Source organism: Chloroflexia bacterium SDU3-3, assembly GCA_009268125.1.
GTDB lineage: Bacteria > Chloroflexota > Chloroflexia > Chloroflexales > Roseiflexaceae > SDU3-3.
Window position 1 is genome coordinate 194654 of record WBOU01000009.1, and the last position, 26087, is coordinate 220740.

The 26087-nt window shown below is 68.2% G+C and carries 18 protein-coding genes; 8 read left to right on the plus strand and 10 right to left on the minus strand.

Features of this window, described 5'->3' with window-relative positions:
• Window positions 1-657 precede the first annotated feature (657 nt).
• A complete protein-coding gene (locus F8S13_16440; GenBank protein ID KAB8142128.1) occupies window positions 658-2754 on the minus strand; it encodes an elongation factor G in 2097 nt (698 codons plus the stop codon).
• A gap of 1743 nt (window positions 2755-4497) precedes the next feature.
• On the opposite strand from F8S13_16440, the gene F8S13_16445 reads away from it, so the two are divergent.
• The gene (locus F8S13_16445) at window positions 4498-5268 is read left to right on the plus strand and encodes an SDR family NAD(P)-dependent oxidoreductase (GenBank protein ID KAB8142129.1); all 771 of its coding nucleotides are present in this window, start codon (window positions 4498-4500) and stop codon (window positions 5266-5268) included.
• On the opposite strand, the gene F8S13_16450 is transcribed toward F8S13_16445, so the two are convergent.
• Window positions 5204-5788: a dual specificity protein phosphatase family protein gene (locus tag F8S13_16450; protein ID KAB8142130.1), complete on the minus strand. Its 585-nt coding sequence runs from the start codon at window positions 5786-5788 to the stop codon at window positions 5204-5206. The two genes, F8S13_16445 and F8S13_16450, sit on opposite strands and share 65 nt — an antisense overlap.
• A 79-nt stretch (window positions 5789-5867) precedes the next feature.
• Between F8S13_16450 and F8S13_16455 the strand changes: the two genes are divergently transcribed.
• The 3 genes from F8S13_16455 to F8S13_16465 are packed head-to-tail and all read left to right on the plus strand — an operon-like array spanning window position 5868 to window position 8877.
• Window positions 5868-6146, plus strand: coding sequence for an Lrp/AsnC family transcriptional regulator (locus F8S13_16455; GenBank protein ID KAB8142131.1), 279 nt, complete (start codon window positions 5868-5870; stop codon window positions 6144-6146).
• 4 nt (window positions 6147-6150) lie between these two features.
• Entirely contained in the window at window positions 6151-7857 is a 1707-nt protein-coding gene (locus F8S13_16460; GenBank protein KAB8142132.1) for a hypothetical protein, read from the plus strand.
• Window positions 7858-7899: 42 nt separating this feature from the next.
• Entirely contained in the window at window positions 7900-8877 is a 978-nt protein-coding gene (locus tag F8S13_16465) for a quinone oxidoreductase (GenBank protein ID KAB8142133.1), read from the plus strand.
• Between the two features lie 79 nt (window positions 8878-8956).
• On the opposite strand, the gene F8S13_16470 is transcribed toward F8S13_16465, so the two are convergent.
• Window positions 8957-9583 carry a DUF4388 domain-containing protein gene (locus F8S13_16470; protein ID KAB8142134.1) on the minus strand — a complete coding sequence of 209 codons (627 nt, stop codon included), beginning with the start codon at window positions 9581-9583 and terminating at the stop codon, window positions 8957-8959.
• A gap of 228 nt (window positions 9584-9811) precedes the next feature.
• Between F8S13_16470 and aroF the strand changes: the two genes are divergently transcribed.
• Entirely contained in the window at window positions 9812-10834 is a 1023-nt protein-coding gene (gene aroF, locus F8S13_16475) for a 3-deoxy-7-phosphoheptulonate synthase (protein KAB8142135.1), read from the plus strand.
• Window positions 10835-11658: 824 nt separating this feature from the next.
• Here the strand turns inward: aroF and F8S13_16480 are convergent.
• The 3 genes from F8S13_16480 to F8S13_16490 are packed head-to-tail and all read right to left on the minus strand — an operon-like array spanning window position 11659 to window position 17121.
• Complete coding sequence (locus tag F8S13_16480) at window positions 11659-12984, minus strand: nucleotide sugar dehydrogenase (GenBank protein KAB8142136.1); 1326 nt, start codon at window positions 12982-12984, stop codon at window positions 11659-11661.
• A 28-nt stretch (window positions 12985-13012) separates the two neighbouring features.
• Window positions 13013-14233: a glycosyltransferase family 4 protein gene (locus F8S13_16485; GenBank protein ID KAB8142137.1), complete on the minus strand. Its 1221-nt coding sequence runs from the start codon at window positions 14231-14233 to the stop codon at window positions 13013-13015.
• A complete protein-coding gene (locus F8S13_16490) occupies window positions 14230-17121 on the minus strand; it encodes a glycosyltransferase family 39 protein (GenBank protein ID KAB8142138.1) in 2892 nt (963 codons plus the stop codon). The genes F8S13_16485 and F8S13_16490 overlap by 4 nt, the downstream gene beginning before the upstream one ends.
• A gap of 212 nt (window positions 17122-17333) precedes the next feature.
• On the opposite strand from F8S13_16490, the gene F8S13_16495 reads away from it, so the two are divergent.
• Entirely contained in the window at window positions 17334-17558 is a 225-nt protein-coding gene (locus tag F8S13_16495; GenBank protein KAB8142139.1) for a hypothetical protein, read from the plus strand.
• Window positions 17559-17630: 72 nt separating this feature from the next.
• On the opposite strand, the gene F8S13_16500 is transcribed toward F8S13_16495, so the two are convergent.
• Window positions 17631-18785 carry an iron-containing alcohol dehydrogenase gene (locus tag F8S13_16500; protein KAB8142140.1) on the minus strand — a complete coding sequence of 385 codons (1155 nt, stop codon included), beginning with the start codon at window positions 18783-18785 and terminating at the stop codon, window positions 17631-17633.
• A 270-nt stretch (window positions 18786-19055) separates the two neighbouring features.
• Window positions 19056-20261 carry a hypothetical protein gene (locus F8S13_16505; GenBank protein KAB8142141.1) on the minus strand — a complete coding sequence of 402 codons (1206 nt, stop codon included), beginning with the start codon at window positions 20259-20261 and terminating at the stop codon, window positions 19056-19058.
• Between the two features lie 758 nt (window positions 20262-21019).
• Between F8S13_16505 and F8S13_16510 the strand changes: the two genes are divergently transcribed.
• On the plus strand, window positions 21020-23209 hold the full coding sequence (locus tag F8S13_16510) for a DUF2723 domain-containing protein (GenBank protein ID KAB8142142.1): 2190 nt from the start codon (window positions 21020-21022) through the stop codon (window positions 23207-23209).
• 74 nt (window positions 23210-23283) lie between these two features.
• On the opposite strand, the gene F8S13_16515 is transcribed toward F8S13_16510, so the two are convergent.
• Both F8S13_16515 and F8S13_16520 read right to left on the minus strand, forming a co-directional pair.
• Complete coding sequence (locus F8S13_16515; GenBank protein ID KAB8142143.1) at window positions 23284-24453, minus strand: glycosyltransferase; 1170 nt, start codon at window positions 24451-24453, stop codon at window positions 23284-23286.
• 6 nt (window positions 24454-24459) lie between these two features.
• Window positions 24460-25113 (minus strand): HAD family hydrolase, encoded by a 654-nt coding sequence (locus F8S13_16520; protein KAB8142144.1) that lies wholly within the window; start codon window positions 25111-25113, stop codon window positions 24460-24462.
• Between the two features lie 189 nt (window positions 25114-25302).
• Between F8S13_16520 and F8S13_16525 the strand changes: the two genes are divergently transcribed.
• Window positions 25303-26070 carry an inositol monophosphatase gene (locus tag F8S13_16525; protein KAB8142145.1) on the plus strand — a complete coding sequence of 256 codons (768 nt, stop codon included), beginning with the start codon at window positions 25303-25305 and terminating at the stop codon, window positions 26068-26070.
• Window positions 26071-26087 lie beyond the last annotated feature (17 nt).

Here is a 26087-nt window from a genome sequence, read left to right on the forward strand (position 1 = left end):
ATATATTGTTGCAACTACATTATGTCGTAGAACAGTATAGTGGATAGGGCGGGCTGAGTCAATGCAATTTTAATGAAATTCTTACAATTTTTTCCTTAAAAGATAAATGCCCGCCTGGGATTAGGCACCCCAAGATAGTCTACATGCTGAAACGCCAAAATAATCCTAGCGGTAGCCTAATACCATTTTATTACCACCGGTAATACTTGCCTTGCTAGTATCATTCACGCGCAGAGCCACCCGTTTAAATAAGTACTTCTCGTCTACTCATGCGGCTGTTAGGGCAGGCAATAGCATGCCTGTTCGTGCTCTTTTTCTTTGCGTGCGCTTGTAGCCACATGCGTCTGCAAGTGTAGCCAGATTATAAAGCGGAGCATGTTCATCGCGATCGCAAACAGCGAATCAATATCATGCCAATTATGACGATCAGGCCCAGAGATCGAATCAAACATAAGGTATATAACGCATCGCACAATCATACAACAATCGGACTAGATGCTCCCGCTTATTTTGCAACATATGCGCAAAGAACGATCATAGCGATCATAATCATCACCCAACGGGCAAGCATGAATCTGCTCCCCAAGCGATGCTTGGAGAGCAGAAATGATGGCCCCATTTCTATGACAGAGCCTATGATCCTTCCAAAACTGACGATCAGTGTGAGATGTGCGCCTTCTTCTGGGCCTCGACGAGGGCGGCCAGCAGGTGGGCAGGCACATCGTCGTAGTGGTCGAAGCGCTGCGAGAAGTGGCCGCGCCCCTGGGTCATCGAGCGCAGGTCGGTAGCGTAGCGCAGGATCTCGGACAGCGGCACGTGGGCGGTGATGTGGGTGTGGCCATTCTCGGGCAGCATGCCCAGCACGCGCCCGCGCCGCGTGGTGATGTCGCCCATGATGTCGCCGGCAAACTGATCGGGGATGTTGATCTCCAGCTGGTAGACCGGCTCCAGCAGCGCGGCACCGGCCTTGAGCGCGGCCTGCTTGAAGGCCTCGTGCCCGGCGATCTGGAAGGCGATGTCCTTGCTGTCCACGGGGTGCATCTTGCCGTCGAACAGCTCGACCCGCACATCGATCATGGGATTGCCAGTGATCACGCCCTCCTGCATGGCGGCGCGCACGCCCTTTTCAACCGAGGGGATAAACGAGCGGTCGATCACGCCGCCGACGATGGCGTTGACAAACTCCAGCGGGTCGGCGCGGTTCGGGTCGGTGGGCAGCGGCTCGACGCGGATGGTGACATCGGCGAACTGGCCAGCGCCGCCCGACTGCTTCTTGTGGCGGTACTGCGCCTCGGCCTTGCCGCGAATGGCCTCGCGGTAGGCCACCTTGGGCAGCTCGATATCGACATCGACATCGAACTTGTGCTTCATGCGCTCGGCCAAGATCTGCAGGTGCGACTCGCCCAGGCCGGAGAGCAGGGTGCCGCCCTGACTGTCGCGGCTCAGGGTGATCGAGGGGTCCTCCTCGATCATGTGCTGCAGCGCGACGCCCATCTTGTCTAGATCGTTGCGGGTGTGGGGCTTGATCACGGCGGTGAACTCGACGGGCGGGAAGGCGATCGGGGCTAGGCGCAGCGGGCGGTCGAGCTGGCAGAGCGTGTCGCCGGTGAGCGCGTCGGGCAGCTTGGTGGCCGCGCCGATGTCGCCCGCCACCAGCTCGGTGGTGGGGATCTGCTCTTTGCCGCGCAGCAGTACCAGCTGGCCGATGCGCTCTTCCTTGCCGGTGCGGGCGTTCATCACGGTGGTGTTGGCGGAGATCTTGCCGCTGTAGACCCGCAGGCACGAGACCTTGCCGTAGCGGTCGGAGATGGTCTTGAAGACCATCGCGCCTAGCGGCTGGGCGGTGCTGGGGCTGATGGCCACCGGCTTGCCCGTAGCTGGCTCGCTGGCCACGATGCTGACGCGGGCGGCGGAGGGGATGCAGTCGAGGATGCCATCCAGCAGCTGGGCGGTGCCCACGGCCTGGTCGGCGGCGCCGCACAGCACCGGCACGATCGAGCCGTTGGCGATGCCCGCGCGCAGGCCGCGCTGCAGCTCCTCGGGGGTGAGCGCGTCGGCCCCACCCTCAAGGTACTTTTCGATCAGGTCGTCGTTGGTGGCGGCGATCTTGTCGATCAGCTTCTCGCGCCACTCCAGCTCTAGCTCGCGGTGCTCGGCGGGGATGTCGGCGTCGACGAACGAGCCGTCGTGGGCGGGGGCGATCATCCAGGCGCGCTGGCGACGCAGCGAGATAATGCCCTTCAGCTCGCGCTGCGCGCCGATCGGGATCTGCAGCGGGATGACCGAGGCATCCAGCAGCTGCTGGGCCTGCTCGACGGCGCGGAAGAAGTTGGCGTTCTCGCGGTCGAGCTTGTTGATGAAGAGGATGCGCGGCACGCCCAGCCGCACGGCCTCGGCCCAGGCGGCCTCGGTGCCGACCTCGACGCCGCCAGCGGCGTCGATCACGATCACCGCGCCCTCGACCACGCGCATGGCTGCGGCCACATCGCCTGCGAAGTCGGCGTAGCCGGGCACGTCGATCAGGTTGATCTTGTCGTCTTTCCACTCGATAGGGGCAACGGAGAGATTGATGGAGAGGTGTCGCTTCTGCTCATCCGGGTCGTAATCGCTGACGGTGTTGGCATCCTCGACTCGTCCAGCGCGGGGTATAGCCTTGGCGGTGAGCAGCAGCGATTCGAACAGGGTCGTCTTCCCGCATCCGCCATGGCCAAAAAGCCCAACGTTGTGGATACGTTCAGTGCCATAGGTTCGCATCATGTCCTCCTTGACGACGCGAAGTCGCCCACGTAGAGCCAACGGGCAGTCCCAGAGGAGTCGAACGGACCCGAGCAGCGGCCCTGCTCGGCTCCCGGCGGTTTGTCACGTTGGTTCCAATACCGCTCTCCACTGTTCCGTGGGGATTAAGGGTATGTTATCGAAGTTTGCGGGCGGGGTCAATAGCCAAAAAAAGGCGCTGTGTTGTGGTTTCAACACCATGGGGTGGCGGTGGGTTGCGGAAGCAACACAGGCGGCGGCGGATGCACAGATTGCGCGTTCGGGCAAGTTGCCCTGTCTATGAGTAGGGTTTATGCGTTCTCGACAGTTCGCCAAATCTTTTACCACCAAGACACCAAGACACCAAGGAACAACGGGAACCACTCCCCACGAAGGCTTGAAGATTCGAGGAAGAAAGCGATAACACCTGCGCGTCTTCGTGGTGAAAAATCCCTGGCGAATCAAGAACGCATAGACCCTAGTCTATGGGTATTAGGGAGGAAGCAGGAGGGCTAGGCCGCCCACGGGTGATTGGGTGCATGCCCTGCGCAGGCGGCACCCGTGGGCCTGCCCCTCGGAACCCCGCCAGGGGGCATCGCCCTCACATGGTGTCACTTTTATGGTTTGCTGAGGCATTTTGACGAAAAGGTGCGTTGCCGTTGATTCGTCAGGGTGCGCCTTCGTGGAATAGTGGGTGTGTTTGGATGGTGGTGGATGCCCTGTGCGGGCGGCACCAAGGGCTCCGCGCCCTTGGAACCCCGCCAGGGGCATCGCCCCTCACATGGTGTCACTTTGGAGTGGTTCTGCGTCGGCCCGACCGTGGGCAATGCTTGAAGTGTTGCCCGGTCGGGTCGACCGGTTGCGGCTTCGATGAAGGTGATCCTTTTGTTTGGTGGGTGGATGCCCTGCGCGGGCGGCGCCGAGGGGCCAGCCCCTCGGAACCCCGCCAGGGGGCATCGCCCCCTTGGAACCCCCAATTTGTAGCCTTCCTATGCCGAAATCCGGCGGCTGATGTGTGTGCATATGGCCAGTGTGCACGAGCGGCACCTTCGCCGTATGGGTCGGGTGGGATAGTGCGCCACGATCACGCATTGTGTGAAGCGGGTCGGGAGCGACGCCCGCAATGCACTACCACAGGTGGAAGGGCGTACCTCGTGTCCGCCCCATCGCCATGCGCCGCATGCATCGCCATCCCACTCGATGCACGCGGCGCGGGCGGGCATACAACCCGCCCCTACGTCAATGATCGTATCGTTGGTTCTGCATAGCCGAGGGTGCTGCATGATCAAGGGTGAGGTTCACCGGCCAGACAGGGGGGTCACCGGCCAGACAGGGGGGTTCACCGAATAAAAGATCTTTTTCGACGCTTGTATGTTGAATAGACAGATAAAAGCATGTCTTCTGCTTGAGCGAGCGTATTCTGGATGAAGATAGTGCTTCGGGCATGGGCGATATGATATTTTCTATCTATCATGCATTCATCTATCGTGTAGAGATCACCCGCTACGATAAAAATGCGCGGCCTTGCCCATCCAGCGAAGGCGCGTGTAGCTGGCGGCTGGCCATGATCAAGCCCGCAGCGACGAGGGCTTGGCGCGGAGGAAGGCAGATTTTCCCCAAGATCGTGTCGGCGCTCCGTGCTATCACATCTTCATCACCGTCGCGCCTTCGCGGTATTCGTCCCCTTTGCGGCTGTGTAGAGCGGCCTTGCCAAGAGCGATTCGGCAGGCCTATAATCGGCCCATGAACATACAAGGAAAAGTTGTGGTAATCACCGGCGCTTCGTCGGGGATCGGGGCGGCGGCGGCGCGGGCGTTTGCGGCGGCGGGGGCCAGGCTGGTGCTGGCGGCGCGCGGCGAGCAGCAGCTGCGGGCCGTGGCCGAGGAGACGGGCGGGCTGGCGGTGCCGACCGATGTGGCCAGCCGCGCCGACACCGATGCGCTGGTGGCGCGGGCCTGCGAGGCCTTCGGCGGGGTGGATGTGCTGGTGAACAACGCCGGGGTGGGCATCGCGTCGCCGGTGGGGGCGATCCGCGAGGAGGACATGCTGGCGGCGCTGCGGGTGAATGTGCTGGGGCCGCTGGCGCTAACCCAGGCGGCGCTGCCCGCGCTGCGCGAGCGGGGCGGGCAGGTGATCTTCGTGTCGTCGGTGGTGGGGCTGCGGGCGCTGCCCTACCTGGGCGGCTACGCGGCCACCAAGGCCGCGCTCGACCGCCTGAGCGAGGCGCTGCGGGTGGAGCTGCGGGGCAGCGGCGTGGCGGTGACGCTGGCGCGGCCCGGCACCACCAGCACGGGGTTTGCGGGCAGCAGGCTGGGCAGCGGCCACGAGCGGCGGCGCATGAGCAGCCGCGCCGTGCCGCCCGAGCAGGTGGCGCGGGCGCTGGTGCGCGCGGCGCAGCGGCGGCCCCGCGTGGTCTACGCGGCCTTCGGCGATCGGCTGAACATCCTGTTTAGCCTGCTGACGCCGAGCCTGACCGACCGGCTGCTGGGCTGGGCGTTCCAGTGGGAGGCGTAGCGCGCGCCCTGGCCTCCCACTCGGCCAGGCGGCGGCGCTGGCGGCCATTGAGCCGGATGATCGGGCGGGCGTGGTAGATGCGGCCCAGCGCCTCGGCGTAGCTGGCGCCCTCGGCCACGAGGAAGGCCGCCGCCGTGAGCGGCGCGCGCCCGACGCCCGCGTGGCAGTGCACCAGCGTAGGCATGCCCTGGGCGCGGGACTCGCGCAGGAAGGCCACCGCCTGATCGAGCTGTTCGAGCGAGGGCGGGTGGAAGTCGCGCACCTCCAGGCGCAGGGTGCGCAGCGGCAGCGGGTCGCAGAAGGCGTCCTCGCGCTCGCCCTGGAGGCTGAGCACGGCACGCACGCCCAGGGCGTGCAGGGCGGGCCACGCGGCCAGAGAGAACTCGCCGCCGACGTACAGCATGCTATCGACCTGCGAGAGGTTGGGGCCGACCACGCGCCGCCACTGGGTGCGCAGGTAGCGCAGCCACAGCGCGGGGGCGAGCGGCGGGGGCGAGCCAGGCTCTAGGGGAGGGATCATCGATATCGCTCTTCGGTATGCGAAACGGCAGATATGGTAGTATACCATGCAGCAGAGCCACTAGAAGAAGGAGCGACGTATGCTCACCGCCTTTGTGATGATTGACGCCGAGCAGGACAAGATCGTGGAGGTCGCGCAGGCCGTGGCCAACCTGCCGCACGTGGCCGAGGTCTACAGTGTGACCGGCGAGAACGACATTATCGCGGTGGTGCGGCTGGCCGACTACGAGCAGCTGGCCATCGCCGTGCCGGAGGGGATCGCGCGAATACCGGGGGTGGTGCGCACCAGCACCACGCTGGCGTTCCGGCGCTTCTCGGCCCAGGATCTGAGCGCCGCGTGGGACATCGGGGTCTCGTAGCGCCATGAGTGAACGACGAACCAAGCACGACACGCTGGACAGCTTCCAGCGCACCTACCGCTCGCTGCTGCGCAGCAGCGGCGAGATCCAGATCGAGGCGATGGTGGAGCCGTACCTGATGGCCGAGCCGGTGCTGCACGAGGGCGCGCGCAGCGCCGCGCCGGATGCGGCGGCGCTGATCTACAGCTCGCTGCGGCTGCCCGCGTGCATGGGGCAGGTGCGGCTGCTGCTGTTCGGGCAGAGCCACGAGGTGTTCGCGCAGCACGGCTTCGGCGACGTGCAGAGCTGGCAGCAGGTGACGGCCCCAGGTCGGCGGCGCAAGATGTACTTCGACGGCGAGCAGACGCTGGCCGTGCTGATCGCCAGCCCCTCGGACATCGACGACATCATCCCCATGGTGCTGGCCTACCAGATCGAGTGGAACAAGATCTACCGCCTGCTGCAGGATCCGGCGCTGGCCCGCCAGCTGCAGGGGGCCGAGAGCGCCCAGGCCGAGGCCGAGGCGCTGGCCGCGCTGGGGCTGGCCCCCGAGGACCAGGCGCGGCTGCGCAGCATCTGGGGGGCGCGGCTGGGCGCGCACCTCCTGGCCATGGGCGAGCGCCGCAAGCGGCTGGCCGTGCGCATGCTGGGCGGCGCGCTGATGGACTACCAGCGGGCCACGCTGCGCTGGTGGTGGCACGTGGAGGACAGCACGCCGCTGGCCATGCGCGACCGCCCGATCTACTTTGTGAGCAGCAACACCCACGCGCTGGTAAACCTGCTCTCGGGCTTCGCGCTGCGCCACACCGACGAGCTGCTGGGCTTCATCCAAGGCCAGCGCCACGCCTCGCTGATGGAGGAGTACGAGAAGATCCAGGCGATGCAGGTGCCATCCAGCCGCGAGAACTTCTTCTACTATGTGCAGAAGAAGTACCAGGCCGACACGGCCAGCCAGGGCTACTTCGCGCAGCGCGCCCGCGACGAGCAGGGCTGCGGCATCCACCGGATCGCCAGCGAGTTCTACCTGGATGTGGATGTGCAGATCATGGAGCTGGGCAAGCTGCGGCCCGACTGGCTCGATCCGCGCCTGCGGGTGGAGGGCATCGAGCGGCTGGCCGAGAGCGACGCGCTGATCGTGAATATCGACTACCCGCTGGGCATGGCGGCCTACCAGATCCTGACGATTGTGGCCAGGAGCGTGGGCAGCATCCGCGGCGTGTACGTGCTGGGCAAGGCCGCCACGCTGAACGGCAAGATCGGCGACGTGCTCATCCCCAACGTGGTGTTCGACGACCACACCGACAACACCTACCACTTCGCGCCCTGCTTCAGCGCCGCCGATGTGGAGCCGTACCTGACCTACGGCGCGGTGCTGGACAACCAGAAGGCGGCGACGGTGCGCGGCACCTTCCTGCAGAACCGCACCTTCCTGGATGCGCTGTACGGCGAGTTTCTGACCGACCTGGAGATGGAGGCCGGGCCGTACCTGAGCGCGATCTACGAGCAGAGCGAGCCAGACCGCACGCCCCATCGGCAGAACATCAGCTTCTTCCGCCCCGCCTACGAGTTCGGGTTCCTGCACTACGCCTCGGACACGCCGGCCAGCAAGGGGCGCAACCTGGGGTCGCAGAACCTGAGCTACTTTGGGATGGACCCAACCTACGCCACCGCGCTGGCGGCGGCGCGGCGCATTCTGACCCAGGAGATCGAGCGGCTCCACCGGGGCCGCTAGGCAGCACGCCGCCCCGGTGGCGGCGCATAGAAAGGTCGAGACATGAAGGCGATTCGCGTACACGAGTTCGGCGGGCCGGAGCAGCTGCGCTACGACGAGATCCCCACGCCCGAGCCGGGGCCGGGCCAGGCGCGGGTGAAGATCGGCGCGGCAGGCGTGAACTTCATCGATATCTACCACCGCTCGGGCACCTACCCCAACCAGCTGCCTATGGTGCTGGGCAGCGAGGCGGCGGGCACGGTAGACGCGGTGGGCGAGGGCGTAGCCGACGTGCGGGTGGGCGACCGCGTGGCCTACTGCGGCGTGGTCGGCTCGTACGCCGAGTACGCGGTGGTGCCAGCGGCGCGGCTGGTGCCCGTGCCCGAGGGCATCAGCGACGAGGTGGCGGCGGCGGCGATGCTGCAGGGCATCACGGCGCACTACCTGGTGGATGCGACCTACCCGGTGAAGCGCGGCGACACCGTGCTGCTGCACGCGGCGGCGGGCGGCGTGGGGCTGCTGCTGGTGCAGCTGGCCAAGCAGCGCGGCGCGCGCCTGATCGGCACCGTCTCGACCGAGGAGAAGGCCGAGCGCATCCTGGCGCTGGGGGCCGACGAGGCCATCCTCTACACCGAGCAGGATTTCGAGGCCGAGGTGAAGCGGCTGACCGGCGGGCGCGGCGTGGATGTGGTCTACGACTCGGTGGGCAAGACGACCTTCGAGAAGAGCCTGGCCAGCCTGCGCCCGCGCGGCATGATGGTGCTGTTCGGCCAGTCGAGCGGGCTGGTGCCGCCCATAGACCCCAACATCCTGCAGCGCTACGGCTCGATCTACCTGACCCGCCCGACCATGGGCCACTACATCGCCAGCCGCGACGAGCTGCTCTACCGCGCCGGGGCGGTGCTCAGCGCGCTGGATGAGGGCACGCTCGACCTGCGGATCGACCGCAGCTACCCGCTGGCCCAGGCCGGCCAGGCCCAGGCCGATCTGGCCAGCCGCGCCACTTCCGGCAAGGTGCTGCTCATCCCCGAGCGGGCCTAGCGGCGGGCGCGCGAGGCAGAAAAGGAGAAAGGCGCGGCGGTTACCCGCTGCGCCTTTCTGATCTGAGCCGTGGTGTGGATTAGTGTTGGTACTCGCCCGCCGAGGCCATGATGCGGCCAAAGAAGCCCTGGCTGTGCGTGCTGCGCGCGGCAGGCTCGGGCCGGGCCGGGCGAGGGCGGGCCGCGATCAGGCGGACCGCGCCCTGATCGTGCAGGTCGCAGAGCGCGGCGGCCACATCCAGCGCGAGCTGGCCAAGGTGCTCGGCGATCTCGTTGATGCTACGGTGGCCATCGATGGCCGAGAGAACCCCCCAGGATGTATCCTGAAGCCGCACGGCGTTGGCGCTCGGCTGTGTCAGCACTGGCACAAGGTCAAAGCTTGGGATCATGCGCTGTACGCGCTTCCAGCTGCGCTCGTTCTTCTGGGCGAAGGCGATCAGCTCGTCCGCGCTCTGCCAGAGCGACTCCTCGCGGATGGCCGTGCCTGCAGTGAAGCGAAATGGTGCGTCGCCCTTTAGAAACAGCTGGCAGAAGGCAGCTACCCCCGTATCGGTGTCGGTTGCGGCGTGGTAGGGCTTGCCGTCGCGGAAGTACAACCGCCCCGGCGCTGCCTCGCCAATCTCCAGGCATCCGGTCACCGAACTGCCCGCGATCATCGCTAGGAGCTCCGGTAAGGGAAACTGCGCAAGAGTGCTTTCGAGTTGCATGGGTTCTTGACTCCTTGCTCAGGATTTTATTGTAGCACGGTTAAAATGCGAAGAAAACAGGACTTGTATACCGTTGTCCCCTAGGTCTATACGTAGGTTTCCCACCAGCCGACTGCATACAGCGTGCCACAGGATCGCGCTGTACAGCGCGGGGCAGATCAGGTAGCATGGGGCGCATCGCTCTACGCAAACTATCATTTTGCTACCAAGGAAGGAAAAGGTTCGGCTATGCTGATTGTTATGGATGCGAACGCCACCGAGGCGCAGATCCGCCAGGTCTGCAAGGCGGTTGAGGAGCTAGGCTATGTGCCCAACCCCATGCCAGGGCCGACCCGCACGGCCATCGGGATCACGGGCAACCGCGGGCCGATCACCGAGTCGGAGATGATCACGCGGCTGCCGGGGGTGCGCGAGATCATCCGCGTGACCTCGCCCTACAAGCTGGTCTCGCGCGAGTTCCACGAGGCCGACACGGTGGTGCAGGTGGGCCAGGCGCGCTTCGGCGGGCCGGGGGTGGCGGTGATCGGCGGGCCGTGCACGGTGGAGACCCGCGAGCAGACGCTGCGCGTGGCCCAAGAGGTGAAGGAGCTGGGCGCGGTGATGCTGCGCGGCGGGGCCTACAAGCCGCGCACCTCGCCCTACGCCTTCAGCGGGCTGGGCGAGGAGGGCCTGAAGATCTTGGCCGAGGCCCGCGAGCTGACCGGGCTGCCGGTGGTGACCGAGGTGATGGATGTGGAGACGCTGCCGCTGGTGTGCGAGTACGCCGACATGCTGCAGATCGGCGCGCGCAACATGCAGAACTACCCGCTGCTGCGCGCCGCTGGCCGCGCCAAGCGCCCGGTGCTGCTCAAGCGCGGCTTCGCCTCCACCGTCAAGGATCTGCTGCTGGCCGCCGAGTATATCGTGAACGAGGGCAACGCCGACGTGGTGCTCTGCGAGCGCGGCATCCGCACCTTCGACGATAGCGCCCGCTTCACGCTGGACCTGGGCGCGGTGCCGATCATCAAGCAGCTCTCGCACCTGCCGGTGGTGGTGGACCCATCCCACGCCACAGGGCGAGCCGACCGCGTGTTGCCGCTGGCGCGCGCGGCTATCGCCGTGGGGGCCGATGGCCTGATCGTGGAGGTGCACGACGACCCGCTGCACGCGCTGTGCGATGGCGAGCAGGCCCTGGTGTCGGAGAGCTTCGGCCAGATGATGGACGAGGTGGGCAAGATCGCGGTGGCCATTGGCCGCTCGCTTCAGGCCTAAGGGGGACCGTTTTACTACGAAGGCTCCTTCTGGGAACCGCTTTACCACGAAGACTCCAATGCTCCAAGTTTCCGAAGAAACGGGGGCTTGGAGTCTTTTGTTGCACGGTGCTCTTGGGATGGTTGCGCGTCGGTCCGACCGTAGGCAATGCTTGGAGCGTTGCCCGGTCGGACCGACTGGCTGCGGCCTCGATCATAATGGTTCCTCGTGGATGCTGGGTGCGTGCCCTGCGCGGGCGGCGCCGAGGGGCCAGCCCCTAGGAACCCCGCCATGGGGCTACGCCCCCTTGGAACCCCCAATTTGAGGCGTTCCTATGCTGCTCGCTGGCTGCTGGTGTTCGTGCATATGGCCATCAAAACATGAGCGACACCTTCGCCGCATGGGCCGGGTAGGTGGGGCGGCGTGCTGTTTTGTTGTATGTCGTGCTCTTTTGTGGGCGGGGATAATTGAGGCGGCGCGCGGGCCGCTGGTCATCCTGCGGGCTGGGGTGGGCTGCGCTGAGGTGGTATGGGCAAAAAAGTGCAGGCGGCCTATTTTTTCTCTCGCCATACTGATGATCGCTCGCGGCATGCTTGGGAGGAAAAGCGGGCTGCTTGGGGAGAAAAGTGGCGTGCTTTATAGACAGGAGAGCACATCTGTTCGCAGAAGTACGCTGCATTGTTGTTCAAGCATGCCGCATGATGGGGGAAGCAAGCGGCGCAAGCGGGTAGGCAAGATCCAAAAGAAGCCAAGTAAGCTACGCAAGCAGGCTGCGCAAAAGAACAAACAGCACAAAGCTCGCCTGATGATGGTCAGGCGAGCTTGGGGACGGGAACACCTGCGGGCTAGAGCAGCGTGATCTTCTCACGGCCCTGGGCCACGGCCTTGGTGGCGTTGCGGGTGTCCACCACCGCGCGCGAGAGCGACACGATGCGCTCGTACTCGAAGGCGCTGTGGTTGGTGATGATCACCGCGCAGTCGGCGGAGGCCAGCAGCTCGTCGGTGAGGCGCACGGTGTGGTGGGCCTTGCCATCGTGGGCGATGAACTCATCGACGAAGGGGTCGACCATGGCCAGCCGCGCGCCGTCGTGCTCCAGCAGATCCATCACCTTGAACACCGGCGACTCGCGGTAGTCGGCCACGTCAGGCTTGTAGGCCACGCCCAGCAGCACGATGCTCGCGCCGCGCAGGGCCTTGCCCTGAGCGTTGAGGGCGCGCACCACCAGCTCGCGCACATGGCGGGGCATCTCGGCGTTGATCTCGCCAGCCAGCTCGGTGAAGCGGGTGGAGAAATCGAACTCGCGGGCCTTCCAAGTGAGGTAGAAGGGATCGATGGGGATACAGTGGCCGCCCCAGCCGGGGCCGGGTGAGAACTTCATGAAGCCGAAGGGCTTGGTAGCCGCCGCGTCGATCACCTCCCACGGGCTGACGCCCATGCGGTCGCACAGCAGGGCCAGCTCGTTCACCAGCGCGATATTCACATTGCGGAACACGTTCTCGAACAGCTTGGTCAGCTCGGCCACGCGGGGCGAGGAGACCGGCACCACGGTGGTGGTGATCTGGCTATAGAAGGCGGCGGCCAGCTCGGAGCAGCGAGGGGTGACGCCGCCCACGACCTTGGGGGTGTTCTCGACGGTGTAGCCCTTGCTGGAGACCTGGCCCGGGTCGATGCGCTCGGGCGAGAAGGCCAAGAAGAAGGTCTCGCCCACGGTGATGCCGGGCCGCACCATGCGGGGCATCAGCACCTCCTCGGTGGTGCCAGGCCATGTGGTGCTCTCCAGCACCACCAGCTGACCAGGGCGCACGGCGGCGGCGATATCGTCGGCGGCGTGCTCGATGTAGCGCATGTCGGGGTCGCGGGTCTTGTTCAGCGGGGTGGGCACGCAGATGATGATCGCATCGCACTGGGCCAGGCGGGCCATGTCGGTGGTAGCCTCGATGCGGCCCTGGGCGCGCAGCGCGGCGATCTCGGATGCGGGCACGTCGCCCACATCGCTGCCGCCGCCATTGATCAGGTCGATCTTGGCCTGGCTCACATCGAAGCCCAGCACGCGGAAGCCGACCCGCCCGGCGCGCGCGGCCAGCGGCAGGCCGACGTAGCCCAGCCCAATGATGCCGATCGTCGCCGTGCGCGTGGAGATGGCATCCAGCAGTGATTCAAAAACAGACATCGGAATCCTCGTTCCCGTAGAAAACAGATCAGCAGGCGCTCTGAAAGAGACGCTCAAAGCGCTCGGCGGTGTTGTCCCATGTTAGCTCGTTGACGATGCGCTGGCGAGCGGCCTCGCCCAGCCGCTGGGCCAGGGCGCGGTCATCCAGCAGGCGGCACATGGCCTCGGCCAGGGCCTGGGGGTCGCGCTCGGGCACCAGCAGGCCGTGGCGCTCGTGGTCGATGGCCTCGGGGATACCCGCCACCCGCGAGGCCACAATGGGCCGGGCCGCGCCCATACCCTCCAGCAGCGCATTGGGCAGGCCATCCACGTTGCCGCCCTGGTCGCGGATGGAGGGCACGGCGTACACATCCGCCGCCGCGATGTAGCGGGCGGCCTGCTCGCGGTCGAGCTGGCCGGGGAAGCGCACGCTGGCGGCAATGCCCAGCGCCTGGGCCTGGCGCTCCAGATCCTCGCGCAGGTCGCCGTAGCCGCAGATCGCCAGCACGGCGTCGGGGTGGCGGGCCAGCACGGCGGGGAAGGCGTCGAGCAGGTAGGTCAGGCCCTTCTTGTAGACCAGGCGGCTGACAGTGACGACCAGCGGCGCGGCAGCGGCCATGCCCAGCTCGGCGCGCACCTGCGGCCCGGCCTCGGGGCTGGGGCGGAAGGCGCTGGCATCAACGCCGTAGGGGATCACGTCGAAGTTGGCGGGCCGCGCGCCCAGGCGCAGGGCGCGGTCGCGCAGGTCGCCGCTGCACGCGCTCACGCCCGCTGCGGCGCGAAAGGCCCAGGCGGCGGCGGCGGAGAGCGGCGGGGCCTGCTCGGAGAGGAACACATCGGACCCGTGCAGGCTCACCACCAGCGGCACGCGGCGGATGCCCGCCACCCACGCGGCGGGCACGGCGTTGGGCAGCACCCAGTGGGCCTGGATGATGTCGAAGCGGGCGGCGGCGGTGACGCGCAGCATGGCCAGCGCGGCGGCGGAGAGCGCCAGCGGCGCGGCGGCCAGGGTGCGGCCCCGCACGCTCACATCGGCGTGGAGCGACTCGGCGTAGCCCCACACGTTCAGCGCGGGCACCGGCGCGTAGCGGAAGAAGTGCAGGTGGATGCCGCGCTCGACCTGGCCCCGGCGGACATCGCGGTGGAAGGGCGCGACCACGTGGACCTCGTGCCCGCGCCGCACCAGCCCGGCGGCGATCTCCTCGATAAAGGGCGCGGTGGTCTCACCGGGGTATTTCGGGTACGAAGAAGTCAGCATGCAGATCTTCACGGGCGTAGCTCCGGCACATTGCCATAGTCGGCGGGAAACTCATAGACGAGGGTGCTCCCCTTCTCGTAGCGAGGGGTTGCGTAGCGCAGCAGCGCCGGGTCGGCGAACAGCTGCTCCAGCTTCTGCTGGGTGGCCGGCTCGGGGCGCTGGGCCACATCCATCACCAGATAGCGCACGCGGTAGTGGCGGGCGATCTGCAGCAGCTTGGTGGTGTCCTCGGTAAACGGGATCATCACGGTCGGGCGCTCGGTGTACCAGTTCACCTGCCAGGGCACGCGGGTCATCAGCACGGCGTCGGGCGGGGTATGCTCGCGGATCCAGGCGTAGGCGTCGCGGTCGCCGTCGGCGTAGGTCCACTGGTGCAGCTTCACCTGGGTGAGGCTCCACGAGGGCACGACGATCTGGGCCACCAGCGCCGCCGAGAGCGCCAGCGCCAGCGGGGCCAGCCTGCCGCCGCGCCAGGATGCCACGCGGTCGTAGATACGCCAGACCGCCAGCGCGATGGCCAGCGCCAGCCAGGGCATCAGGGCCACGAAATAGCGCTCCTCGTCGGCGTGCCAGTAGAGAATGAGGAAGGCGGTGTAGGGCGCGAAGCCCAGCGCCAGCAGCCCGGCCAGATCGGCGCGGCGGCGCAGCGCGGCCAGCAGGCCCAGCGCCGCCAGCCACGCGCCCATGGCCGAAAACAGCCGCTTGTCGTCGAGGTTGGGGCGGGCGGCGGTGGGGCCGCCGCTGGGGCCGCTCAGCAGATCGCCCAGCCCAGCGGGCATGCCGTACCAGGGCGGCAGCAGGTAGTTGCGCACGGCGGCCAGGCCCGGGTCGCCCACCACGGTGGCCAGGGCGCGGTCGAAGCCCCAGCGCAGCAGCCAGCTGCGGTCGGGCAGGCCCTGGGTCTCGCTCAGGCCCGCCTCGTCGGTGTAGATCTTGTAGATCCAGTCGCTGTTGGGCGCGTACTTCCAGACCCAGGCGTCGCGGCTCTCGGTCGAGTAGATCAGCGAGCCGTAGATGCCACCGCTCGCCCGTGAGAGGGCCAGATTGCGCATCAGGTAGGGCGCGAGCATGCATAGCGCCACGGCAGTCCAGACCGCCAGCGGCAGCAGGCGCGGCAGCAGCGCCGCCCAGCGCCGATCGCCGCGCCCGCGCCAGAGCATGGCCAGCATCCACAGGCCCATACCCGCCGCCATAAACACGCCGTTCGAGGTCTTCTGCAGAAACATCAGGCCGGTGAGCAGCCCCAGGCCCAGCGACCACCAGCCGCCCAGTCGCTGCCACAGCGGGCGCGGCGCTTCCTGGCCCGCGCGCATGCGCTGGCCGCGCCAGTAGACCATGCCCAGCGCGGCGAAGGAGAACAGCACGAAGGGCAGATCGGTGGTGGCGTTGATCACCAGCAGCAGGAACAGGTTGCTGGTGACCAGCAGCGCCGCCGCCAGCAGGCCCACGCGGCGATCCCAGGCCCTCGCCCCGAAGCGGTAGACCAGCACGCCCAGCGCGGCGGTGAACAGCAGGTTCGGCAGCTTGGCGGCCCAGTCCACCGCGCCGAACAGCAGGAAAAACGGCGCGATCCACACCGGCTGCATCAGCGACCATGTCTCCTGCGGGCGGGTGAGCGAGGGGTAGAGCTTGTAGAACTGCGTCACGTAGTCCACCACCCAGCCGCGCCCGCGCACCAGGTTGCGCGCCACCACCGCGTTGTCGGCGTAGTCGGCGTGGCCCACCCCCGGCATGGTGAAGATCAGGTAGGCCTCGTAGCCCAGACAGCCAGCCAGCACGAAGCCTAGCACCAGCAGCGCGCCGCGCCTGCCGCCCAGGGCGCGGCCAAGCCCCTGCGCGGCGCGGGGCAGCAGCAGCGCGCGGGGCACGAAGGCCCAGGCCGCCAGCAGCAGCGCCGCCAGCCAGAAGCATAGCTCGGCGGGGCCAGCGCCCGAGCGGGCCAGCGCCGCCGCCCGCAGGCCGCCGTAGAGCAGCCAGCCGCACAGCGCGGCCGCCATGCCCGCATCCAGCGCGGCGGGGCGCGCCAGCCGCGCCATGAAGCCCCGCAGCGGCGGCCACACCGCGCGCCAATACACCACCAGCAGCGCCAGCGCCAGCAGGCCCGCCGCCCACGGCAGCAGCGCCGCCGCCCACACCCGCGCCAGCGCCAGCGCCAGCCCGCCCAGCGCGGCCAGCGCGCCAGCCCCAGCTAGGCCCGCCCAGCGGCGGCGGCTGGCCCGCGCCAGGGCCGCGTAGCCCAGCGCCACGCCCAGCGCCAGCAGCACCAGCGGCGCGGCGGCGGGCCGCGAGGATACACCCGCCACGCGCAGGCTGGCCACGCGCAGCACCTTCTGGCGCACGTCCTCACCGTCGCTTGTATCCGTGAAATAGTCGGGGGAGCGCAGCTCGATCTGCAGGTCGCCGCCCGAAAGCGCGGCGGGCGGGATGGCCACGCGGTGCTCGGCCCACTGCGGCGTGGGCTGGATGCTGCCCGCCGACACGCCGTTGACCAGCACCTCCACCGTGGGCTGGGCGGGCGCGCCGGGGCCGCGCAGGGCGTTGGCAGGCCAGCCCTGCGCCACCAGCGTCAGATCGGCCTGGCCAGCCGCGCCCAGGCCTGGCAGCCGCACCAGGGCGCGCTGGCGCATCCAGCGCGAGCGGTGGGTGGGCGCGTCGTCGGTCAGCTCATCCGAAAACCAGCGGCCCGCCTCGGCCTCGCGCGCGCCCAGGCCCTCGCTGGCGGGCAAGAACAGCCGGTCGCCCAGCCAGCCCACGGCCAGGCTGGCGCGCGGCGGGGCCAGGTAGCCCAGCAGGCCCGCCAGCAGCCCCAGCGCCAGCGCGCAGCCCACCCCCCAGTCAAAAAGACGCGCCAGCGTCAAAAGACGGGCGCGGGAAAGTCCCATGTTGTCGGTTGTTTCCATATGCACGCCGCGTATTATACCGCGAAGTGCCAGATCTGCTGATAGCGCCGCGCTGAGACCAGCCTGAGCCGCAAATCGCTGGGATCTCACCAAATACTCAGAAACATTTAATCGTGGCACAGCATATGCTATAATATCCTCACCTCGAGAAGAGAGATTATGTATAACTGCGGGGTAGAAAAACGCGGGAATGCTGCGTTCAGGAGGCATGTATGTCAGCAGTTGAGATCGACTCGCTGATCATTCGGCTGTTGCCAAAAGTTCTTGCCGACCGCGATCTTGGCGACGGTCGGATCTTCACCAAACTTCACCTTAACCACCTGTGGGCGCTGAGCTGCATGTACGCCGGCGAGTGCTACGACGAGGAGCTGCTGGCCCAGCGTGTCCCCTACCACCTGCCGCCCCAGGTTCAGATGGTGCGCGAGGTCGGCACCTAGCCGCCGCCACAGCGCATACGAAAGCCCAGGCTCGCCACGACGCGAACCTGGGCCTTTTTGCGCCCTGCGACCCTACCAGGCCGCCTGCAGCAGCGCCAGGATGTCCCCGGCGCTGGCCTCGCGCGGGTTGGAGAAGATCGCCGCATCCACCAGCGCCGTCTCGGCCAGGGCGGGCAGCGCCTCCTCGGGGATCTCTAGGCTGCGCAGCCGCATGGGCAGCCCGCAGTCCTGGGCCAGCGCGCGCACCGCGTCGATCCCATCCTCGATCACGTGCTCCTCGGGGCGGCCCCCGGCGTTCACGCCCAGCGCGCGGGACACCCGCACCAGCCGGTTGGGCACCACCGCGCTGTTGAAGCGCATGCCGTGCGGCAGCAGGATGGCGTTCACCGTGCCGTGGTGGACGGGGAACACCCCGCCGACCGCGTGCGCCATGGCGTGCACCACGCCCAGCATGCTGCTGGAGAAGGCCATGCCCGCGATGCACGAGCCGATCAGCAGCTGGCCGCGCGCGAACTGGTCCTCGGGGGTGAAGGTGGCGGCGCGCAGGTTGTTGGCGATCAGGTCGATGGCCTGCAGCGCCAGCGGCTCGCTGATCGGGTTCGACTCGCGCGAGAGGAACGACTCGATCGCGTGGGTCAGCGCATCCATGCCGGTGGCGCTGGTGATCGGCGGCGGCAGCTCGCGCGTGGTCTCGGGGTCGAGGATGGCCACCTCGGGGGAGAGGTAGGGGCTGGAAAAGGTGAGCTTGAGCTGCTGCTCCTCGTCGCGGATGACGGCGAAGGGCGTGACCTCGCTGCCGGTGCCGCCCGTGGTGGGGATGGCGATCATGGGGGTGAGCGCGCGCTCCAGGACGTTGTAGCCCTCGTAGTCGCGCAGCTGGCCGCCCTCGGTCAGCAGGATGCGCATGGCCTTGGCGGTGTCCAGCGGCGAGCCGCCGCCCAGCCCCACCACGATATCGGCCTGGGCCTGCCGCGCCGCCGCCGCGGCCCGCTCTACCGCCGCCACCGACGAGTTAGCGGGCACATCGCAGAAGATCCCCACCACCTCGGCGCTGCCGCCGATGCCGCGCACCACGCGGTCGAGCAGGCCCGAGCGCTGGAGGCCAGCGTCGCTGACGATAAACACGCGGCGCGCGCCGCGCTGGGCTATCTCGTGGCCCAGCTCATCCACCAGGCCCTGGCGGTAGAGCACACGGGGCCGCACCTGAAACTCAAAGAAGTCTGGCATCTCCATGCTCCTGGGGTGATACTCGCGATCGCTTTAGCCGGGGCGTGCAAGCTCCCTCCGGGGATGGGGCCGATGCCCCCTTTTCCGCCTCCGCACGCTATGCGCCGCTGTGAAACGATGCCACATGCAGCGTTCTTATGCTCATTATATGCGTGCAGATAGGCGAGACAAGGGGGCTTTTCTGAGAATACGGGTAGGAATCTGCGCGGGGATCATGGCTGGGGCGCTGCGGCGGCGGGAAACCCTGCGCCGCCGCAGCGCCCCAGCCGATCAGATCATGCCGGCCTGCACCTGGCTGAGCAGCTGGCGCTGCTGGTCGGCGCGCTGGGCCGATGCCTCGTCGCCACGGCTGCGGGCGGCGGCGATGTAGACATCCAGGGCTTGCTGGGCCACGCTGGTGAGCAGCGCGGGGTGGGCCAGCAGTGCGCGCTCCAGCGCATCGGTGTCGGCGGCGGCCAGCAGATCTTGCAGGGCCTTGGTCAGCGCCTCGTCGCCCAGCAGGATGGCACGCATGGCAGCCAGCGCGTCGGCGCGGTCCTCGATCAGGGTGGCCAGCCGCTCGTTGCCCTCCTCCAGCGTGCGCTCGATCCGCGCCGAGAGCAGCTCGTCGATCTGCGGCTCCAGCAGCAGCGGGAAGATCCGGATGGCCTCCATCAGCGTGGCGTCGGATGCGGTCTGCAGCAGGGCCTGGTATGCGCCGTCGGGGATGTCGGCCAGGCCGGGGGCGGGCTGGTCGGGGGCGGCCAGGGCGGGCAGGGCGGCATCGTGGCCCGAGCGCAGGGCGGCCAGGGCGGTGCGCAGCCCGTGCAGCGCGGTGGAGAGGTCGCGGTCGCCCTGGTTGAAGGCGTCGTCGGCCAGCTGGCGCAGCTGCTCGTCGGCGTCCTCGCCCAGCAGGCGCGGGTTGTCGTGCACGATGGCGCGCAGCTGCTCGGGGGTGCTGGCGGCCAGGGCCTGGGTGATCGCCGCCGAGATCGCGGGGCCAGTGCGGCGGGCCGGGGCGGGCCGGGGCGCAGGCGCGGCGGCGGCGGGCGTGTCGGGCATGGGGATGGGCTTGCCAAAGCTGGGCTTGCCGCCGACCCGCGTGATCTGGCGGCGCACCAGGGCGCGGCGCAGGCCCTCGATCTCCTGGTGCACCTGCACGTCGCCCAGGTAGGGCAGCTGCGACTCCTCGGGCAGGGCGTCGGCCAGGCTATAGATCAGGGCCTGCGCCCGCTCGCGCCAGCGGTACTCCTCCTGCCCGGCGGGCACGGCGAAGTGCACCCGCCGCCGCACCGGGTCGTGGTAGAGCAGCTCGACCTGCGACTGGTTGGGTGCGCCGCACTGCGGGCAGGGGGCCATGTCCAGCTCGCCGTCGAGCAGCTGCTGGTCGAGGTCGGGGCGCTCGCCCGCATCCACGATCACCCAGGCCTCAACCTCGATTGGTGCGCCGCAGGCCGCGCACGTGAGGCGTATCCACTCCTGCGCCGAGATCGCCATAGCTCATCCTTTCTACTTGCTCATCGCATGATAGCAGATTCTGCGCGCCGATGCTGCGGGGAAACGGATACCTCGATGGCACAGGGGGAGGCGAATACCACGAAGGCACGAAGGGGAAAAGCGGCCATGGTGCAAGCCCGACCTGCCATGGTGCAAGCCCGACCTGCCATGGTGCAAGCCCGACCTGCCATGGTGCAAGGGTCGAGCCGACCGTAGGCAATGCTTGGAGCGTTGCCCGGTCGGCCCGACCAGCTGCGGCTTCGATGATAGCTGAAGATGACACCCATCACATAATGCACGCTTAACCATTCGCAGTCGGCTGCCGCTCATTGCGCCTGGGCGGCATCGCCTACCCACCCGATGCCTACGGCCCGCAACAATGCGCTCCACGCCGCGCATCGGCATCATCGAACACCCCTGCGATGCGCACGATGCCCACGGCGCGGGCGGGCACGAGACCCGCCCCTACAACAATGATTGCATCGCTGGCAGGGCATGACCGCTGGGGTCACGTGGTCAGGCATCCGCATGCCCAATGGCTGAAAACGGCCAACTGTCGCGCATGGGTCGGTGCGCGGTTTTTCGCCAACGGCCTCGCCCATCCAGCGAAGGTGCCGCGCGCGACGGCTGGCCATAATCCGCACCGAAGCGGTAGAGCATCGCCTCACGCGGCGGCCTATGTTCTCTTAAAAAAGCGGCCAGCGGCGTGCGCATGGCCTATTTGACGGGAAAAGAGGCGCTCCTCTACAATCGGGGCTATGAAAGCAACGATCAACACACGCGGCGCGACGCTGCGACGACATCTGCCCGCCATGGGCGCTGCGGTCATCATGGCCGCGAGCCTGCTGCGGCTGTACCGCCTGGGCGCGCAGAGCCTGTGGCTGGATGAGGGCGGCACCTGGGCCGAGGTGACGGGCAAGGGCTGGGGGCAGCTGGCCCAAGATCTCTTCGCGGGAACGGCGGGCTACCCGCTGTACCACCTGCTGATGAAGGCCTGGGTGGCGCTGGCGGGCGACAGCGAGTGGTCGCTGCGGCTGCCCTCGGCGCTGGCCGGGGTGGCCATGGTGGCCGCGCTGATGTCCGCCGCCCGCGAGCTGGCCCGCGCCAGCGGGGCCGACGGGCCTGGCCAGGCGCGCTGCGGGCTGGCCGCCGGGGCGGTGGCGGCGATCTCGCCCTACGCGCTGTGGCACGCGCAGGACGCCAAGGTCTACAGCCTGCTGATGCTGACGATGGCGCTGCTGCTGTGGGCGGCGCTGCGGGCGCTGCGGCTGCGCAGCCTGCGGGCATGGGCCGCCGTGGGCGCGCTGCTGCTGGTCAGCCTGTTCGTGCACCGGCTGGCGCTGCTGGCGGTGGCCGGGCTGCTGCTGGGGCTGGGCTGGGGCGGTCTGGCCGCTGGCGGCGGCATCTACCTGCCCGCGCTGCGCAGGCGCGGCGGGCTGGGGCTGAGCGCCGCGCTGGCCGCGCTGGGCCTGGGGGCGGGCGGCCTGGGCGTATGGGGGCTGGCCAGCGCGATCGAGACCAATGGCTGGCACGAGAGCGGGCACGCCGCCGCCGCGCCGCTGGAGAGCGTGTGGCTGAACCTGATGCACTTCGCGCTGGACCGTGGCGACCTAGGCGGCTGGCTGGGCGTGCCGCTGGCGCTGTGGGCCGCGCCCGCGCTGGCGCTGGGCGCGTGGGGGCTGGCGCTGCTGGGCCGGGCCGCGCGGCGCGGCGCCGGGGCCGCCGCCGTGGTGGGCGCGGCGCTGCTGCCGCTGCTGCTGTTCGCGCTGGCGCTGTTGCGCAGCCCGGTGTACGAGCCGCGCTACGCCGCCGTGGCCTTCCCGGCCTGGGCTATGCTGGTGGCCTGGCCGCTGGGGCAGGCCAGGGGCGGCGAGCGGGCCGCCGCGCTGGCGCTGGGCGCGGCGCTGCTGGGCGTGAATGCCGCCGCGCTGGCCCAGCCGGTGCACGGCCAGTTCAGCGGCGCGCCGGTGAAGGAGCAGTGGCGCGAGGGTGTGGCCGCCATCGCCGCCGAGGCCCACCCCGACGACCTGCTGGTGGTGCACCCCTACTACACCGAGGTGATGTGGCGCTACTACGCCAGCCGTGTGACTCCCGACCCGCTGCCCGCGCCCAGGGTGTTCGACATCTACGGCCAGGGCAACTGCGTGGAGGAAAACCGGGGCAACGCGGCGGCCATCCGCGAGTGCTACCGCCGCGCCTACGACGACCCATTCAACCAATTCGCCGAGGGCAAGAAGCGCGCCCTGCTGCTGATCGCGCCCGACCACGCCGCCACGATCGACCCGCCCAAGAAGCTGGCCGACCTGGAGTCCGACTACGCGGCGGGCTACATCCAGCAGCGGCCCGCCAAGGATGACGCCTACGGCTCGGTGGGGCTGCGCTTCGCCATCCCGCAGCGCTCGTGGCCGTGCGGCGGGCAAACGTTTGTGGGCGTGGAGACCATGTGCCAGAGCTACCCCGAGTTCTACCGCAGCGGCCACAGCAGCCGCGCGCCCGCGCCAGCGGTGGCGCTGGAAGCGACCTTCGGCGGGCTGATCACGCTGCGCGGCTACAGCGTGGACATGTTCGGCGGCGCGGCGCGGCCCGGCGGGGCACTGCCCGTGACGCTGTACTGGCAGGCGGCCAGCCCGGTCGACCGGCCCTACAGCATGTTCCTGCACCTGTGCCGCGACTGCGCGCTGCCGCCGCTGGCCGCCAACGACGGCCCGCCGCTGCACGGCTACCCCGACGCTGGCCTGACCAACACATGGGAGGTGGGCTACCCCGTCCACGACGAGCGCAGCATCGCGCTGCCCGCCGACCTGGCGCCCGGGCGCTACACACTGCTGCTGGGCATCTACCCCGCCGACAACCCCGCCGAGGCGGCGCGGCTGCCGGTGGCCAGCGCGCGGGGCCAGGTGCTGGGCGGCACGCGGCTGGTGCTGGGCCAGGTGGAGATCAGCAGGTAGCAAAAGGGCGGCCACATGCGGCATGTGGTCGCCCTGCTGGTCACAATCGGTTCTTCGCGCCTTCGTGGTATTGGCTACCCCGCCACGTCTACATCGCCGTAGCGTCGGCCCTTCCAGGTCACGCCGCGCCGCTGCGAGTGGCGGTAGGCCGAGTTGACCACAATGCCGATGAACACGAAGCCGCCCAGCGGGTGCAGCGCGAAGTCGCGCAGCGAGGTGGGGAAGAAGCGCCGCGCGCGCCAGCGGGTGATGATCACCAGGGCGCTGCTCAGCAGGTTGACCAGCAGCGGGTCGAAGATCGACTGGCTGAACTTAAACGCCACCAAAGCCCAGATCGTCAGAAAGAACGGGCTGATCGCCAGCGTGTAGGTGGCCAGCACCGCCAGGAAGGCGATGATGAAGCTGCGGTTCAGCATCAGGAAGTTATTCTTCGACCAGCCCTCCCAGATGCCATTGAGCGAGGTGTACATGCGGGTCGAGAGCACGGCGGTGCCGTCCATCATCACGATCGGCAGACCCGCGTGCTTGAACTCCCACGACAGCTTCTGGTCCTCCACCACCGCATCGCGCACGCGGGCGTGGCCGCCCACCTGCTCGTAGGCGGCGCGCTCGACCAGGATAAACTGGCCGTTGGCGAAGGCCCAGTCAGGGTAGCGCATGTCGTTCACGCGCAGCAGCGTGTCGGTGGACATGTTGAGGCCGATCACCACCGGCTGCACCGCCCGCTCCCAGAACGTCACCAGCTCCTGCCTGGCCCAGAGCGTGACCATCTTCACCTGGCGCTGCAGGGCGGCGGCGTAGGCGGCGCTGAGCGCGCCCGGGTCGATCGCCACATCGGCGTCGACGAACAGCAGCCACTCGCCCCGCGCGTGCTGCACGCCCGAGAACACCGCGTTGTTCTTGCCCGTCCAGCCCTTCTTGAGCGGCAGGCCCTGCACCACCTTCAGGCGCGCGTCCTCGGCGGCCAGCCGCGCCAGGATCTGGGGCGTCTCGTCGGTGGAGGCGTCGTCCACGGCGATCACCTCGAAGCGCGGGTAGCCCTGGGCCAGCAGCGAGCGCACGCAGCGCTCGATGTTCAGGGCCTCGTTGCGGGCGGGCACCACCACCGAGATCAGCGGCAGCTCGCCCTCGGGCGGGGCGGCGGGGCGCAGCACGGGCACGCGCCAGAGAAACAGGGCGATGCCGAAGGCGAACAGCCCCACCACCGCCACCGTGAAGATCGTCAGCACCCAAAGTGCGATCATAGCGCCTTACATTTCGACTAGCGGCAGAAGCTCAGAGAGCCGCGCGATGGTCGCCACCGGCCTCGGAGCATCCCCCGGCAACACTTCATTTCGAGGGTTCACCCACACAAACGGCATCCCCGCCGCCGCCGCGCCGCGCAGATCGTTCTCCACCGAGTCGCCCACATACAGCGTCTCAGCAGGCTGCGTGCCAAGCATGGCCAGCGCCATGTGGAAGATCGCGGGGTCGGGCTTGGCCACGCCCGCCTCCTCGGAGACGATGATCACCTCCATATGGCGGGCCAGCTCGAAGTGCTCGATCTTGCGGCGCTGGGTGCTGGTGGGGCCGTTGGTGATCAGGCCCACCTGCACGCGCTGGCGCAGCCGCTCGAACACCGGCAGCGCGTCATCCACCAGCGCCAGATCCTCGAACCAGCGGTCGCAGTACTGCTCGCTCACCTGGCGGATGAACGGCGCGTCGTCGATCTCCAGGCCGCGCAGAAAGTCGGGCATCTGGGCCATGTAGATCTTGCGGCGGATGGCATCCTGAAGCAGCGCGTCGCAGTCGACGTGCGGGTAGCGCCCCTTCACCGCCGCCAGCGCCCGCCGGAGCCTGCCGGTCCAGTAGGCGCGCAGATCATAGAGCGTGTCGTCAAGATCAAACAGAACAGCACGATACATAGCTTTGTATATTCTGAGGCGCAAGGTCACAAGCTGGGATGCGGTTTGTGATGGTCATACTGTCGGCTAATCATACCACACCGCAACAAGGGGCAGGCGGGGCGCAGGCTATGCTACACTAGGGCCGCATCGAGCACCGCAACACTACCGCGCCCGCGCGCCCGGCGCGCCGCGCAAAGCGAGCAGACTATGAGCATCATCGATATCGACGAGGTACGCGGCTGGGCCGAGGCGGCGGGCAGGCTGGCGCTGCAGCACTTCAACCACGTCGCAGGGCATCGCAAGGCCGACCGCAGCTATGTGACCGAGGCCGACGTGGCCATCGAGCGCCAGCTGGTGGCCCAGATCAGCGCGCGCTACCCCGACCACGGCATCCTGGGCGAGGAGCAGGCCAAGACCAACCTCGACCGCGAGTTCGTGTGGGCGGTCGACCCGATCGACGGCACCGCGTCGTTCGTGGCCGGGCTGGGCAGCTGGTGCATCTCGATCGGCCTGGTGCGCAACGGGCAGCCCTACTTCGGTCTCATCCACATGCCCACGCTGGGCGACACCTACCACGCCGCCGTGGGCGAGGGCGCGTTCCTGAACGGCCAGCCCATCCATGTGAGCCAGCCCGACGCGTGGGAGGGTGAGACCTGGCTGGCCACCCCGGCCACGCTGCACCGCAGCTTCGAGCTGGACTTCCCCGGCAAGACTAGGGTGCTGGGCAGCACGGCGGCCCAGATGTGCTACGTGGCCAGGGGCAGCGCCCTGGCCGCGCTGCTGGTGAACGCCTACCCGTGGGATGTGGCCGCCGGCCTCGTGATCGTGCAGGAGGCCGGCGGGGCGGTGGTGCCGCTCGACCCGGCCACGCCCACCGGCGGCACCGCGCTGGATGGCGGCTGGCTGCACCAGCCCGTGCTCGTGGCCGCGCCCGATCAGATCGCGCCGCTGCGCCAGGCCTTCCGCAGGCGCTAGGCTCTATACGTTCTACA